10 protein-coding genes and 1 pseudogene are annotated in these 13,867 nt (G+C 68.9%); 5 read left to right on the top strand and 6 right to left on the bottom strand.

Annotated features, from left to right (window positions below):
• Nucleotides 1–66: 66 nt before the first annotated feature.
• Together tsf and rpsB are read right to left on the bottom strand one after the other, a co-directional pair.
• The gene (gene tsf, locus OG430_RS15780; RefSeq protein ID WP_327353135.1) at nt 67–903 is read right to left on the bottom strand and encodes a translation elongation factor Ts; all 837 of its coding nucleotides are present in this window, start codon (nt 901–903) and stop codon (nt 67–69) included.
• 105 nt (nt 904–1,008) lie between these two features.
• Nucleotides 1,009–1,950, bottom strand: a complete 942-nt coding sequence (gene rpsB / locus OG430_RS15785; RefSeq protein WP_327353136.1) for a 30S ribosomal protein S2 — start codon at nt 1,948–1,950, stop codon at nt 1,009–1,011.
• Between the two features lie 272 nt (nt 1,951–2,222).
• Between rpsB and OG430_RS15790 the strand changes: the two genes are divergently transcribed.
• Entirely contained in the window at nt 2,223–2,822 is a 600-nt protein-coding gene (locus OG430_RS15790; protein ID WP_327353137.1) for a M23 family metallopeptidase, read from the top strand.
• A 368-nt stretch (nt 2,823–3,190) separates the two neighbouring features.
• Here the strand turns inward: OG430_RS15790 and OG430_RS15795 are convergent, their stop codons facing one another.
• The 4 genes and pseudogenes from OG430_RS15795 to OG430_RS15810 all read right to left on the bottom strand — a co-directional run.
• Entirely contained in the window at nt 3,191–3,748 is a 558-nt protein-coding gene (locus OG430_RS15795) for a TetR/AcrR family transcriptional regulator (protein ID WP_327359113.1), read from the bottom strand.
• Between the two features lie 105 nt (nt 3,749–3,853).
• Complete coding sequence (gene whiG / locus OG430_RS15800) at nt 3,854–4,690, bottom strand: RNA polymerase sigma factor WhiG (protein ID WP_327353138.1); 837 nt, start codon at nt 4,688–4,690, stop codon at nt 3,854–3,856.
• Between the two features lie 232 nt (nt 4,691–4,922).
• A complete protein-coding gene (gene dprA / locus OG430_RS15805) occupies nt 4,923–6,125 on the bottom strand; it encodes a DNA-processing protein DprA (RefSeq protein ID WP_327353139.1) in 1,203 nt (400 codons plus the stop codon).
• Nucleotides 6,126–6,487: 362 nt separating this feature from the next.
• Nucleotides 6,488–7,939 (bottom strand): annotated as a pseudogene (locus OG430_RS15810) (YifB family Mg chelatase-like AAA ATPase); the annotation flags it as partial.
• 201 nt (nt 7,940–8,140) lie between these two features.
• Here OG430_RS15810 and OG430_RS15815 point away from each other — a divergent pair.
• The 4 genes from OG430_RS15815 to OG430_RS15830 are packed head-to-tail and all read left to right on the top strand — an operon-like array spanning nt 8,141 to nt 13,834.
• Nucleotides 8,141–9,553: a site-specific integrase gene (locus OG430_RS15815; RefSeq protein ID WP_327353140.1), complete on the top strand. Its 1,413-nt coding sequence runs from the start codon at nt 8,141–8,143 to the stop codon at nt 9,551–9,553.
• Nucleotides 9,550–11,301 (top strand): hypothetical protein, encoded by a 1,752-nt coding sequence (locus OG430_RS15820; RefSeq protein ID WP_327353141.1) that lies wholly within the window; start codon nt 9,550–9,552, stop codon nt 11,299–11,301. Before OG430_RS15815 ends, OG430_RS15820 begins: the two co-directional genes overlap by 4 nt.
• A complete protein-coding gene (locus OG430_RS15825; RefSeq protein WP_327353142.1) occupies nt 11,298–13,418 on the top strand; it encodes an integrase in 2,121 nt (706 codons plus the stop codon). Before OG430_RS15820 ends, OG430_RS15825 begins: the two co-directional genes overlap by 4 nt.
• Entirely contained in the window at nt 13,415–13,834 is a 420-nt protein-coding gene (locus OG430_RS15830) for a hypothetical protein (protein ID WP_327353143.1), read from the top strand. The genes OG430_RS15825 and OG430_RS15830 overlap by 4 nt, the downstream gene beginning before the upstream one ends.
• Nucleotides 13,835–13,867 lie beyond the last annotated feature (33 nt).

Below are 13,867 nucleotides of genomic sequence, written 5' to 3' on the forward strand. Positions count from 1 at the left end.
GACGCTGTCGTACGCGGGCGACTGCTGTCGACCCTAGCGGGGTCTACCGTCGGTCGCGGTACGGACTCAGATGCCGACCTTGATGCGCGAGAAGCGCTTCAGGGTGACACCGGCCTCGGCCAGGACCTTCTCGACGGACTTCTTGTTGTCCAGCGCGTAGGGCTGGCCAAGAAGGGTGACGTCCTTGAAGAAACCGTTGACGCGACCCTCGACGATCTTCGGGAGCGCGGCCTCCGGCTTGCCCTCGGCGCGGGTGGTCTCCTCGGCGACGCGACGCTCGGTCTCGACGACCTCGGCCGGGACGTCCTCACGGGTGAGGTACTTCGGCGCGAAGGCGGCGATGTGCTGCGCGATGCCCTTGGCGACGTCGGCGTCGGCCTTGTCCAGCTCGACCAGGACACCGATCTGCGGGGGCAGGTCGGGCATGGTGCGGTGCATGTACGCGAAGACGAAGCCGTCGTTGTACTGCGCGAAGCGGTCCAGGACGATCTTCTCGCCGAGCTGGGCGTTGGCCTCGTCGACGAACGCCTGGACGGTCTTGCCGGCCTCGATCTCGGACGCGAGCAGCGCCGCGATGTCGGCGGGGGACGTCTTGGCGACGTGCTCGGCGATCGTGTTGGCGACGGCCTGGAACTTGTCGCCCTTGGCGACGAAGTCCGTCTCGCACTTCAGCTCGACGATGACACCGGAGGTGTTGTCGTCGGCGATGATGGAGACCACGGCACCGTTCTCGGCAGAGCGGCCCTCGCGCTTGGCGACGCCCTTCTGGCCCTTGATACGGAGCGCCTCGACGGCCTTGTCGACGTTGCCGTCGGCCTCGTCGAGCGCCTTCTTGCAGTCCATCATGCCGACGCCGGTGAGCTCGCGGAGCTTCTTGACGTCAGCGGCGGTGTAGTTCGCCATGATTCTCGGAAATCTCTCTAAGCGAAGTCTGAAGATCTACGGGTGAACGGCGGGGGCCTTGTGGGCCCCCGCCGTCAACTACCGAACTCTTGTGACCGGTGAGGGTCAGGCCTGCTCGGCGGCGTCCGCGGCCGGAGCCTCGGCGGGAACCTCAGCAGCAGCCTCGGCCGGAGCCTCAGCGGCAGCCTCGGCCGGCTTCTCGGCCTCGGCCTCAGCGGCGGCAGGGGCCTCGGCGGCAGCGGCCTCGGCGGGCTTCTCAGCCTCGTCGGCCTTCTTCTCGCCCTCGAGGAGGTCGCGCTCCCACTCGGCGAGGGGCTCGCCGGCGGCCTTCTCGCCCTTGCCCTCACCAGCACCACCGGAGCGGGCGATGAGGCCCTCGGCGACGGCGTCGGCGATCACGCGGGTGAGCAGGGTGACGGAGCGGATCGCGTCGTCGTTGCCCGGGATCTTGTAGTCGACCTCGTCGGGGTCGCAGTTGGTGTCGAGGATGGCGACGACCGGGATGTTGAGCTTCCGGGCCTCACCGACCGCGATGTGCTCCTTCTTGGTGTCCACGATCCAGACGGCGCTGGGCACCTTGGACATCTCGCGGATACCACCGAGGGTCTTCTCCAGCTTGGCCTTCTCGCGCGAGAGCACGAGAAGCTCCTTCTTGGTGAGACCGGAAGCGGCGACGTCCTCGAAGTCGATCTGCTCGAGCTCCTTGAGGCGCTGCAGACGCTTGTAGACGGTCGAGAAGTTGGTGAGCATGCCGCCCAGCCAGCGCTGGTTGACGTAGGGCATGCCGACGCGGGTCGCCTGCTCGGCGATCGCCTCCTGCGCCTGCTTCTTCGTGCCGACGAACATGACCGTGCCGCCGTGGGCGACGGTCTCCTTGACGAACTCGTAGGCGCGGTCGATGTACGACAGCGACTGGAGAAGGTCGATGATGTAGATGCCGTTGCGCTCCGTGAAGATGAAGCGCTTCATCTTCGGGTTCCAACGACGGGTCTGGTGACCGAAGTGGACGCCGCTTTCCAGCAGCTCCCGCATCGTGACGACGGCCATAGCCGTACTCCTTGTGTTTTCTCGGTTATTTCCTGACGCCCCGGCGCGTGCCCTTGCCCGTGACTTTCGTACGGGACCGAGGGGTGCTGACGCCGATGCTGTGGAGAGCTCGACGTCGGGGCGTGCGAAGTCGACCCGGTGACCCGGATCGCCACAAGAAGTGTACGGGACCCGCGAGGCACCGGGTGACGCCGCTGTCCACAACCGGTCGGTACTCCACAGATCCAGGCCATGATCAGCGCGAATCCGCCTGCTGCGGGACGGTGTGCGGCATGCGACGACTACGTTCTGCGGCCCTGCTGACGGCCGCACTGCTGCTGGGCTGCGCGGCCCTGGCCGGGGCCGCGGTGCGGGCCCCGGAGGCGGCTTTCGCGGTGCCGCCGGCGGGGGCCCTGGCGGCTGCGGGCCCTGATGCCCCGGCGGGTGGCCGGGCCTGGCCGGTGGGTGACAGACCTCTGGTCGTACGCGCCTGGGAACCGCCCGCGACCGCGTACGGGCCCGGCCATCGCGGCGTGGACCTGGCGGCCGCACCGGGCGCCGAGGTGCGGGCCGCGGCGCCGGGGCGGGTGTCCTTCGCGGGCAGGGTGGCGGGCCGGGGCGTGCTGTCCGTCGAACTCACCGGGACGGGTGACCCACCACTGCGCACCACGTACGAGCCGGTGCGGGCGCTGGCCGAGGAGGGGGACGAGGTGGCGGCGGGCGAGGTGGTGGGGGTGATGGAGACCGGCCCGTTCCACTGCCCCGGAGCGTGCCTGCACTGGGGGCTGCTGCGGGGTGAGACCTACCTGGATCCCTTGACCCTGCTGCCACCCGACCTGCTGCGGCGGGGGCCTTCGCGTCTGCTGCCGGTGGCCGGGGTGCCGGAACCGTAGTTTCCGGCGGCCGGCAACTTCAGCCGGAGTGTGGCGCCGCACAACAACAGCCTGAGTCTGGCACCGGGTACACCAGCCTGTGTTCGGCGCCGGGCAACATCAGCCTGTGTTCAGGGCCGGACAACATCAGCCTGTGTTCGGCGCCGGACAATCAGCTTCCCTCCGGCACCGGGCAACATCGACCCCAACATCGGCCCTTCCTCCGGCAGTTGGGCAAATTCAGCCCCTCCGGCGTTTGAGGAGCGGGGTCCGGGGCGGAGCCCCGCGACCTCGGCAGAGTCTCCCTCCCGGGCCGGACTCCGTCGGGGTCCGGGGGCGGAGCCCCGTGACCTCAGCGGGTCTGGCCCGAGGGCCGGGCCCCGCCCGAGTCAGCCACTCACCCCGCGCAGAGCCATCGAAACCGCGGCCTCGGTGATCGCGGCCGGATCCTCCGCCGCCCCCAGCTCGATGCGCCGCACCGCCGTGTCCACGATGCCCTGCAACAGCATCGCCGCCATCCGCGGCTGCTCGTGTCCCAGGGCATCCAGCGCCTCGACGATCATGGCGATGAGGCCGCCGTGCGCGGCTCGGATCTTCTCGCGGGCCCCCGCGTCCAGCTCGCTCGAGGAGATCGCCACGACCGCGCGGTGCCGCCGGTCCCCCACGAGCGCGAGCTGCGCCCGCACATAGGCCTCGACCTTGCCCTCGGGCGTATCGGCCTGCTCCATCGCGGACTCGACCTCGGCCGCCCAGACCGGGAAGTCGACCTCGCAGAGCTCTTCCACCACGGCCGCCCGGGACCGGAAGTACTCATACACGGAGGACCGGGCCAGGCCCGTGCGCTCGGCGAGTGCGGGGAAGGTCAGCGCCTCCGTACCGCCCTCGGACAGCAGGGACCTCGCGGCGTCCAGAAGGGCGCCACGCTGCATCGACCGGTGCTCGGCCACAGAGGCCGCTCGAATCCTAGGCACGCCTCCACTTTACGGAGGTGGCGCACCTACCGGGGCCCGAACCGTCCCCCGACCGCTCCGGGCACCTTTTGCCGCCCGGCCTCAGCGCCCGAAACTCGCCAGCTTCGCCCGGAGCTGCAGGACCGACTTCGTATGGATCTGGCTCACCCGGCTCTCGGTCACACCGAGCACATTGCCGATCTCCGCGAGCGTGAGCCCCTCGTAGTAGTAGAGGGTGACCACGGTCTTCTCGCGCTCGGGCAGCATGTTGATCGCCCGCGCGAGCAGCCGCCGCAGCTCGCGCCCCTCGGCGACCTCCACCGGGTTGTCGGCAGCGGTGTCCTCGAGCGTGTCCATCAGGCTCAGCCGGTCGCCACCCTCGCCCCCGACATGCAGCAGCTCCTCCAGAGCCACCACATTCGCCAGCGACAACTGGCTGAAGACAGCGTGCAGTTCCTCGATCTGGATGCCCATCTCGGCGGCGACCTCAGCCTCCGAGGGCGTACGTCGCAGCTGCGCCTCGAGCGTGGCGTAGGCGCGCTCGACGGCCCGCGCCTTCTGCCGAACGGAGCGCGGAATCCAGTCCAGGGCCCGCAGTTCGTCGATCATCGCGCCCCGGATGCGGGTGATCGCGTACGTCTCGAACTTGATCGCCCGCTCGATGTCGAACTTCTCGATCGCGTCGATCAGCCCGAAGACCCCGGAGGACACGAAGTCCGCCTGCTCCACATTGGGCGGCAGCCCCACGCTGACCCGGCCCGCGACGTACTTCACCAACGGTGAGTAGTGCAGGATCAACTGCTCGCGCAGCCGTCCGTCGCCCGTCGCCTTGTACGACCGCCACAGCTCGTCGAGCGACGAAGGTGCGGGCGGTCGCACGCTGCCACGGGCAGCAGGGGGAACTGCCGCGCGGTCAGACCCGGAGGTGTGCTGGGGCATTCGTCGCCTTGAGCCGTTCTGCTGTGAATCGAGTTGAGTGTGCGTGTCGGAGCCGGAAGCCTTGTGAGCGTAGCGTGACTGGAGTGTCGCAGTGAGCGAAGAGTAAGGGATCGCGCCTGCGCAGATACGTTCAGCTGCTCGCCCCACACGGTCGATCCGGCGGCCGCTCCGGTCCGGCGACGGGGCCCCGATCACAGAATCTGCCAAGGTCATCGGGGATCATCCGGACAGCTCAACGCCTATGGTCAGCCCCCTTGTCACCCTCCTTGCCGCCCCCTTCCCGAGACGGAAATACGGACATGATCGCCTGGCGTGTCAACTGCCAGCCGTCGCCGTGTCGTTCGACGAACCCCAGTGACTGCAGTTCGTACAGCCTGCCGACGGTGTCGTCCAAAGGCGTCGCCGCACCCCGCGCAACGTCGGCCAAGGACACCGCTCCCCGGGCCGGCAACGCGGCGAGCACCCGCGCCGCGGGCGGCTCGAGGAGATCCCTCGGCACCACGGGACCGCGCCGCTCCGGCGCGAGATCGCCCATGTCGCCGACCAGCTCCACCACTTCCGCGGCATCACCCACCAGCACACCCTCACCACGCAGGAGTTGATGCACCCCGGCCGAGAGCGGACTCGTGACCGGGCCTGGCACGCCCATGGTGTGCCGGCCGAGCCGCTGCGCCGCCCTCGCGGTCACCAGCGCTCCGCTGCGGTACGCGGCCTCGACCACGACGGTGCCCCGGGTGAGCGCCGCGATCACGCGGTTGCGCTGGATGAACCGGTAGGCCGTGGGATGGTCGCCCGGCGGCAACTCGCCCACCAGGATGCCCTGTTCCGCGATCCGGTCGAGCAACCCCGCATGCCCCCGCGGATACGGCATGTCGACCCCGCTCGCCAGCACGGCCACCGTGGCGCCGCCCGCCCCGAGCACCCCGCGGTGCACGGCCCCGTCCACGCCGTACGCCCCGCCGGACACCACGACCCAGCCACGCTCCGCGAGCCCCGCCCCGAGGGTGACCGCCGTGTGGGCGCCGTACTCCGTGCAGGCCCGCGAGCCGACGACCGCCACCGAGCGCAGGGCCCATATCCGCAGGTCGGCCGGCCCTCGCAGCCACAGCCCGATGGGCTGCGCATCCCCCAGATCCGCGAGCTGGGCCGGCCACTCCATGTCGCCGGGACAGATGAACCTGGCCCCTGCGGCACGGGCCGCCTCCAGGTCCCGCTGAGGCCGGGCCCGGGCGGCCCGCAACCGCAGCCCTTGGGCCCGCTTCGGTGTGGCACCGGGCAGCAGATCGTCATCCTCGGTCAGCCGCCGCATCAGCCCCACGGCCCCGTAGATCCGCAGCCACTGCCCACCGACCTCGTCCCCGGGCTCGAGCACCCGCGTCAACGCAGCCCGCGCCAGCCGCTCCTGATCCTGATCCTGGTCCTGCCCCGACCTCAACCTCGGCTCCGTATCCGTATCCGTATCCGGCTCCGGCTCCGGCTCCGGCTCCGAGACGTCCGCAGCCCCGGCTATCCACGTGCTCCGTCCGGCCTCGCCCCCCAAGGCGCTCCGCGCGATCTCGGCCCCTGAGCCGCCCCACCCGGCCTCGGCCCTCGATGCACTCCGTCCGAGATCGGCCCCTGAACCGCTCCGTCCCACAGCTCGCCCCGGCACGCTCGGCCCGCCCTGTCTCCCAGCAAGACCGTCGGCCCCAGCAATCCACCGACCTTCCCCGCTCCCACGGCGCCGCGCGCGCCCAACTCCGGGATCACCCTCCTCGGCCCCGTCCCAACGCTCCAACTCCCGCCCCTCCCCCATCGTCAAACCCCGCCCGCCACCACCGCACCGCGCGGAATCCCCGTCCGCAGTTGCAGCGCCAGATTCACGTCCTCCGCCTCCGGTCGGTCGCGCCCCGCCAGGTCCGCGACGGTCCAGGCCACCCGAAGGACCCGGTCGAGGCCCCGCGCGGTCAGCAGACCCCGCTCCAGGTCGCACTCCGCCTCGTGCAGCGCTCCGGAAGCCACCTGCCAGCGGGTCCGCAACTCGTGCCCGGGAACCTCGGTGTTGGTGGTCCATGGCGTACCGAGCAGGCGCGCCGTGGCCCGGTCCCGCGCCTCGCGCACCCGGTCGGCCACCTCGCCGGTGCTCGCACCCTGCACCGCACTCCGCGTCAACTGGGCGCGGGTGACGGGCTGAACGGTGACATTGAGGTCGACCCGGTCAAGGAGCGGCCCCGACAGCCGGGACTGATAGCGGCGGATCGTGGCGGGCAGACAGCTCCCCTCGAACTCCGTCGTGCACCGCCCGCAGGGGCACGGATTGGCGGCCAGGATCATCTGGAACCGGGCCGGCAGACGTACCACCCCCGCCGCCCGCGCGATCACGACATGCCCCGACTCCAGCGGCTGCCGCAGTGCGTCCAGCGCCTTGGAGCTGAACTCCGGTGCCTCGTCGAGGAACAGCACCCCCCGATGCGCCAGCGACACGGCCCCCGGCCGGGGCAGCCCCGGCCCACCGCCGACCAGGGCCTGCATGGTGGCCGAGTGGTGCGGTGCGCAGTACGGCGCCACCTCGACCAGTGGCCGCCCCGTCGGCAGGGTGCCCGCCACCGAGTGGACCGCCGTCACCTCCAGGGATTCCTGCCTGGTCAGGGGCGGCATGATGGCGGGCAGGCGCTCTGCGAGCATCGTCTTGCCCGCACCCGGCGGCCCCTTCAGATACAGATGGTGCCCACCGGCCGCGGCCACTTCCAGAGCGGTCCGCGCCTCGAGCTGACCGGCGACTTCGGCAAGGTCGGAGCCTGATGTGTCCCGTGCCGCGGCCAGGCCGCCGCCCAGTCCCGCCCCGGGCGCCAGCAGCCCGGCGAGCCCATGGTCCGGCCGTCCGACGTCGTCCGGCTCCTCCTCCGGCACCGGCTCGTCCGCGAGCACCGCGATCAACTGGCGCAGGCTGCGCACCCCGAGGATCGAGACCCCCGGCACGAGCGCGGCCTCGGCCGCCGCCCGCTCCGGCACCACCACCTGCTCGTACCCGGCGTCGGCCGCCGCGAGAACGGCCGGAAGTACACCCCGCACCGGCAGCACCCGACCGTCGAGCCCCAGCTCCCCGATCATCACGATGTCGGCGAGCACCCGGGGGTCGATCCGCTCGGCGGCACCGAGGACCGCACAGGCGATCGCCAGGTCGAAGCCGCTGCCGCCCTTGGGCACCGAGGCAGGACTGAGCCCCACCGTGAGCTTTTTCTGCGGCCATTCGCCACCGGAGTTGCCCACTTCCCTGTTGAATTAGCGTGTTGAAGCTGATCAAGAGGGGTGTCTCGTCGGGTGAGTTGGCGTGTGTTCTGGGTGCCAAATGACGCGGTACGACGTGGTGTGCGGAAGTCCGTGCTGGAGGGGTGGGAGGACCTCCCGTCTCGCGAGGATGCGGTGGGGGTACGGGCTGGCGATCCGATTTTCTTGTCTCCGGATTTCCGGGTGGATCCGCTGCTGTCTCTGTACGTGCAGTCGCGTCCTTTCAGCGGGTACACGGTCGAGACGAAGCGGAACTACACAACGGATATCGCCCTGTTGTTGACCGCGCTGTGGTCCCGAGGGAAGACGTGGCTCGAGGCGACGTCGAAGGATCTGGAGAATTACGAGGACTGGCGCCGTTTCGCTTCGGCGAACCCGGACCGTATTGGCGGCTCGAAGTGGGACCGGGAACTGTCCGCAATCATGAGTTTGTACTCGTGGGCGAAGAAGGCGGGCTATCTCACGCGCAATCCGGTCCTCATGAAGCAGGTGCTCGGGCGGAACGGGGAGAGCCTGCTGGTCCCCGAGCAGAGGGCGGATGACGCCCGACCGAGCAACGTGCACTGGCTGACGCCGAGGACCTGGCGCCGCTGGATCGACGTCGGGCTTCGCGGCCATACCCGTGAGGGGGCGCCGGAGCCGGGCTGGGTGGGCCGGCTGGAGGACCGCAACGTGGCTTTTGCTCGGACGTTAGTCTCCTCGGGCCTGCGGCTGGGCGAGGGCAGCTCTCTGCTGACGTTCGAGGTTCCGAAACGACGGCTGGGCGGCGGCCGTTACTACCGCGGCCAAGTCGCCGCCGAGGTGACTCGGTCGAAGAAGCAACGCACGTATTACGTCTCCTCCGAGGCGATTGGGGACGTGGAGTCGTACGTCGCGTCGTCGCGGGCCTGGGCGGTGCGGAAGGCTCAGAAGGCCGGCCGTTATGACCGTCTGCCCGAGATGCGGATGCTGTTGGAGGTGACCCGGGGGCTGAAGCCGAAGGTCCGTTGGTGCGATCGGAACGGTGTGATCGGGGAACGGGAACTCAACCTGCTGACTTGGCAGGAGAGGACGCTGCTGTTCGAGGACAGGTCGAATGGTCCTGAGCCGTTATGGCTCTGGTTGAACGAGCGCGGGCTGCCGTTCGAGCCGTCGTCGTGGGAGAGCGTCTTCCGCACGGCGAACGAACGCTGCGAGCGAGTACTCACCCCGCCCGAGCACCTGCGGAAGGACCCGCACCAGGTCTTCGCGCCCTACGCGACCCCGCACGCCGCCCGGCATTCTTTTGCCCTGTTCATGCTGGTTGTTCTGAACCATCTGCTGGATCAGCGCTACGGACTGACTCCGGAGGAACGCCGGGATTTCCGTCTGCTCTACGGCGATCCGTGGTTCATGGTCCAGAATTTGCTGGGTCACGCCTCGCGGGACACGACGGTCAAGCATTACCTCGCGCCCGTCGCGGATCTGCAACTGCGGGCGATGCTGGCCACGGCCGAGGATCGCATCGAGGCGCCGATGCCCGAGCTGGATGCCGTCTTCGCCCGCATCGCCCGGGAGTCGGAGGGCATCCAGGACATCGACGACCGCATGCAGCCCGCCACAGGCGGTGCCGCATGAGCCCGCGCGGACGCCGGGCGTCCTTGCCGCCGGCCGACCACGTCCGCCCCGAGCCGCTGAGCTCCAACGGCCTGGTCGTGCACCACTACAACAGGGAACAACGCGTTAAGGAGTACGACTTCACTACTCTGCCGGTCGCCGAGCCGATGCAGCGCTCACTCGCGATGTTGTTCGCCGCACAGTGCACGCCCCATCGGTGGCGGTCGCACGGCTCGTCGAAGATGTATTGGCGCCAGCTGACGCTGTTCTCGTCGTTTCTGGCCAAGCAGGATCAACCTCCTGGTGACCTCGACGAACTCACCGGCGCCTTGGTGAACCGATGGTGGCAGAGCCTGTCGAAGACTGCCGGAGGCTGCAACACCTTCGACTACACCGCCCGCCTACTGCGCGGTGACGACCGGTTGCAGTCAGGGCCGGTGGCCGACGCCCTGGCCAGGCGGGTCCCGCGGCCGAAGAGTCAGACACAGTCATACGCCGAGGCGGAGTTCGACCAGATCAGGACGGCGGCCCGGCGGATGTTCCGGGCTGCACTGTTGCGGATCGACGAGAACGCTCGTCATCTCGACCGGTGGCACCGGGGAGATTTCCCCCGAACCAGCCAGGACTGGATGGTCGGCGAAGCCCTGGAGCACATCGCTCGCACGGCAGATGTCCCGCGATACGTCCGCGGAGGCGACAAGAAGCGGGAGCCCCTGGCCTATTACCGGAGGATCCTGGGTGGTGGCCGGGCCGAGAACACGTGGCAGCGGCTGTTTTTGTCGCGGATGGAGGCGACCGCGCTCGGCATCCTCTTGCTGGCCGAGTACGGCTGGAACCTCTCCACCATCGACCGGGCCAACGTGCCTCAGGCTCTGCCGGATCAAGGCGAGGACGGCCATCCCACCTATCGGATTCCGGTGGAAAAGCGGCGTCGTGGTGCTGGCAACTACTTCGAGACCAGGAACGTCACCGACGACGGCGCCGACTCCCGCGGGCGTCTGGTCACGCAGGCCCTTCAGGCCACCCGGTTCGCCCGCGCCGCAGTCGAGAAGCTCGCCCCCGGCACCGACCTCTTGGTCGTCTGGCGCTCGAACCGGCCCGACCGCGACCGCGAGAATAGGGACCGGCATCCCTCAATCGATGTGTTTTCCTTCGGGCTGTCTCACGACGATGCCCAGGAATGGGCCCAGCAACTGGGCTTCACGGGCTCGCCGTTCCAGCGGGGGCGGCGGACGGTTGTTGCGGTCGATCGGCGCGAGCCCACCCAACACAATCAGGACACCCATGACCGCTCATACGCGCTCGTCGACAAGCGCGTCCAGGCCGACGCGATCGAGGTCATCGCGAGCGGGGCCGAGGACGCCGCAGCTCGAGCCCGCACAGCGGTGCTGCTCGCCCAGCTGACCGACGCGCCGGACCCCGAGCACACGGAGACCGCCACGGCGGACTGCTCTGACTTCGACCACGGTCCCTACCCGGCACCGGACGGGGGCTGCGGCGCCTCCTTCCTGATGTGTCTGGGCTGCGAAAACGCGAGCGTTCACCCGGGGCATCACCCCCGCCTGACCCACCTGCACCACGCACTCGGCAACCTCCGCTCGGTTCTGCCCACTCGCACCTGGGCGAAGGACTGGGGCGATGCTCACGCTCAGCTAGATGACCTGAAGGTCAAGCTCGGCGACGGGACGTGGGAACAGGGTCTTGCCCGCGTCACGGACGCCGACCGTGACCTCATCGACCTGTTGCTGAACGGAAGCCTCGACACGTGACCACCGCACCTGAGGTTGACCCTTATTGCCTCGCCCTGCCCACGCCCGCCACGCTCGTGGTTCCCGGACACCGCGTCGTTGCTGTTCATGCTCATCTCAACAACCAGTACGCGGATCCGGTCTGGTCCTTGGCCCCGCTCACCGACAAGCCGAGCGCGACCAAGACCACGATCCTTTGGAGCAACTGCCCTCCGGTCTTCCAGGACGAGATACGACTGATCGCCTGGACCATGATCAACGGCCAGCTCAGACCCACATACGTCAAAGAACGAGGCAACCGGTTCCGCTCCCGCCTCGGCGGCGAGCGCACCGCCGAGACGGTGCGCGACTGGTCGCACTTCGCGACATGGCTGACCAAGCGGGACATCACTTCCCTCGCGTCCTGCAACACCACGGTGCTGCAGGAGTACGCCCTGCACCTGAACGAGAAGTACTCCCGCCGGGACCGCGTCGAACGCATCCTGGGCGCCTTGACGCGGCTCTGGGCCTTCGGTGAGCTCTCCGCCCGTCCCACCGGCATCGCCCGGCCGCCCTGGGACGAGTTGGGAGTGGACGATTACCTCCCGGCCGCGACCTCCACCGGCGGGGAAAACAGCGTCGAGCCCATCGCCGAACAGACCATGGGCCCTCTGCTTGTCTGGGCAATCCGCATGATCGACGACTTCTCGGCGGACATCCTTGCCGCCTGGAATGAAGTCCAGCGGCTGCGGGACATCGCCCGCACCAGCCGCGCGACACCAGAAGGGCGAGCCGCCCTGGCCGCCTTCTTGACCCCGCTGCTTGCTGCCGACGCCCCCTTGCCCAGTTCCCTGAACAATGGCCAGCCGGGCCTCGCCCGTCACTACATCGGCGGCCTCACCGGCGCTTCCAAGAACGTCATCGACCAGTTCGTCCGGAAGCACGACCTGATCGCCGCAGTCCACCGCCGACCGGGCCGCTGCCCACTGGCCACGCCCGTGACCGGCCGCATCAACGGCAGCCCTTGGCGGAAGGAGATCGACTTCAGTGAGGGCGCGAGCCTGATGCGGCACCTTGGAACAGCCGCTTTCGTGGCCCTGTCGTATTTGACTGGAATGCGGCCCGATGAAGTTCTCGGGCTGCGGGCCGGCTGCTGCCCCGACCCCGCCCCGGGCCCTGACGGGACGGTCGGTCGGCACTTGATCCGCGGCCACGAATACAAGACCGCGACTGACGAGGACGGCAATCACGCTCCCTCCGGCGCCGAACGCGAAGTGCCCTGGGTCGCGATCACTCCAGTCGTCAACGCCATCCGCGTCCTGGAGCAGATGGTCCCCGCGGGCCACCTGTTGTTTGACCACCAGGCTCACGACCTGCTCGCATCTCGCGCGGGCACCGGCTCTCTGAAGTCCGATGCCCTCCGCACCCGGATCGAGGACTTCATCGTCTGGGCAAACGAGGAGGCAACCACCCACGGCGTGATCCACGAGGTCATCCCGCCCGACCCTCACGGCAACATCGGCATGGAGCGTTTCCGGCGGTCCCTCGCCTGGCACATCGCCCGCCGACCGAACGGCCTGGTCGCTCTCGCGATTCAATATGGGCACCTGCGGACGACCTTGGTCTCAGAGGGGTACGCATCCCGCAGCCGCGGCGGCATCCACGAACTGGTCGACATGGCGACGGTCCTGGCCGTCGCCGACACCGTTGCCGAACTCCACGACGCCCTCGAAGCCGGTGAAGGCGTCTCCGGGCCTGCGGCCCGGAGGGCCATCAGAACTGCCGCTCAGGCGCCGCGATTTGCCGGAACCACAATCAACGCGATCACTGCCCGTCGTCTCCTGGAGAACGACAGCGAGATGATCCACGACAATCCGCAAGCCCTCCTGCTCTGCCACTACCGGCGCGAACAGGCCCTATGCCACCGCGATGACGTCAAGGACACCCCCAGCCTGGACCACTGTGTTCCCGGCTGCGGGAACATCGTCCGCACCGATCAGCACGTCGCCCGGATCCGCGAGCGAGCCGATGCGCTCGACAACCGTGCCGCCAGCACCCCCCAGCCAGTTGGCGACCGGCTGCGAGTCAACGCCACCAAACTCCGGGCCATCGCCGACCACCACGACCGCACCCGCGTCACACTTCAGGAAGCCTCATGACTCCCGCCCTCGATGAACGCGACCGCATCCGCGACGCCATGGAGCGCATCCTCGCCGGAACCCCGCAGGCATCCAACGGAGCCCTCACCATCGTTGCCCTTGCCCAGGAAGCCGGCGTCCCTAGAAATGCCCTCACCCAACGGCACCTCGACCTGAAGAACGAGTTCTACGAACACGTCAAAGAACGCGGAGCGACACCGGACGTCGAGGCCCGCCTTCGCCAGAAGATAGTGAAACTCAAAGAGACGATCTCCAACAAGAACAAGGAACTCGATCAACTACGAGCCGACGTCCCGGCACTCATCCGAGTCGTCAACCAGCTCACCCTGGAGAATCAAGAACTCCGCGAGACACTCATGGACTCCCGCTCGAATGTCGTCCCGATCCAGCGCAGGCAATTCCGCACGGACGAGTGACAGCGCGGCTCACAGATCTCCGGGGCGGGGGCA

It is taken from the genome of Streptomyces sp. NBC_01304 (assembly GCF_035975855.1).
GTDB lineage: Bacteria > Actinomycetota > Actinomycetes > Streptomycetales > Streptomycetaceae > Streptomyces.

What these genes read in the sequence shown, in the direction of transcription:
- tsf (WP_327353135.1), bottom strand. Translation starts at nt 903, where the DNA reads ATGGCGAACTACACCGCCGCTGACGTCAAGAAGCTCCGCGAGCTCACC.
- rpsB (WP_327353136.1), bottom strand. Translation starts at nt 1,950, where the DNA reads ATGGCCGTCGTCACGATGCGGGAGCTGCTGGAAAGCGGCGTCCACTTC.
- OG430_RS15790 (WP_327353137.1), top strand. Translation starts at nt 2,223, where the DNA reads ATGCGACGACTACGTTCTGCGGCCCTGCTGACGGCCGCACTGCTGCTG.
- whiG (WP_327353138.1), bottom strand. Translation starts at nt 4,690, where the DNA reads ATGCCCCAGCACACCTCCGGGTCTGACCGCGCGGCAGTTCCCCCTGCT.
- OG430_RS15820 (WP_327353141.1), top strand. Translation starts at nt 9,550, where the DNA reads ATGAGCCCGCGCGGACGCCGGGCGTCCTTGCCGCCGGCCGACCACGTC.
- OG430_RS15830 (WP_327353143.1), top strand. Translation starts at nt 13,415, where the DNA reads ATGACTCCCGCCCTCGATGAACGCGACCGCATCCGCGACGCCATGGAG.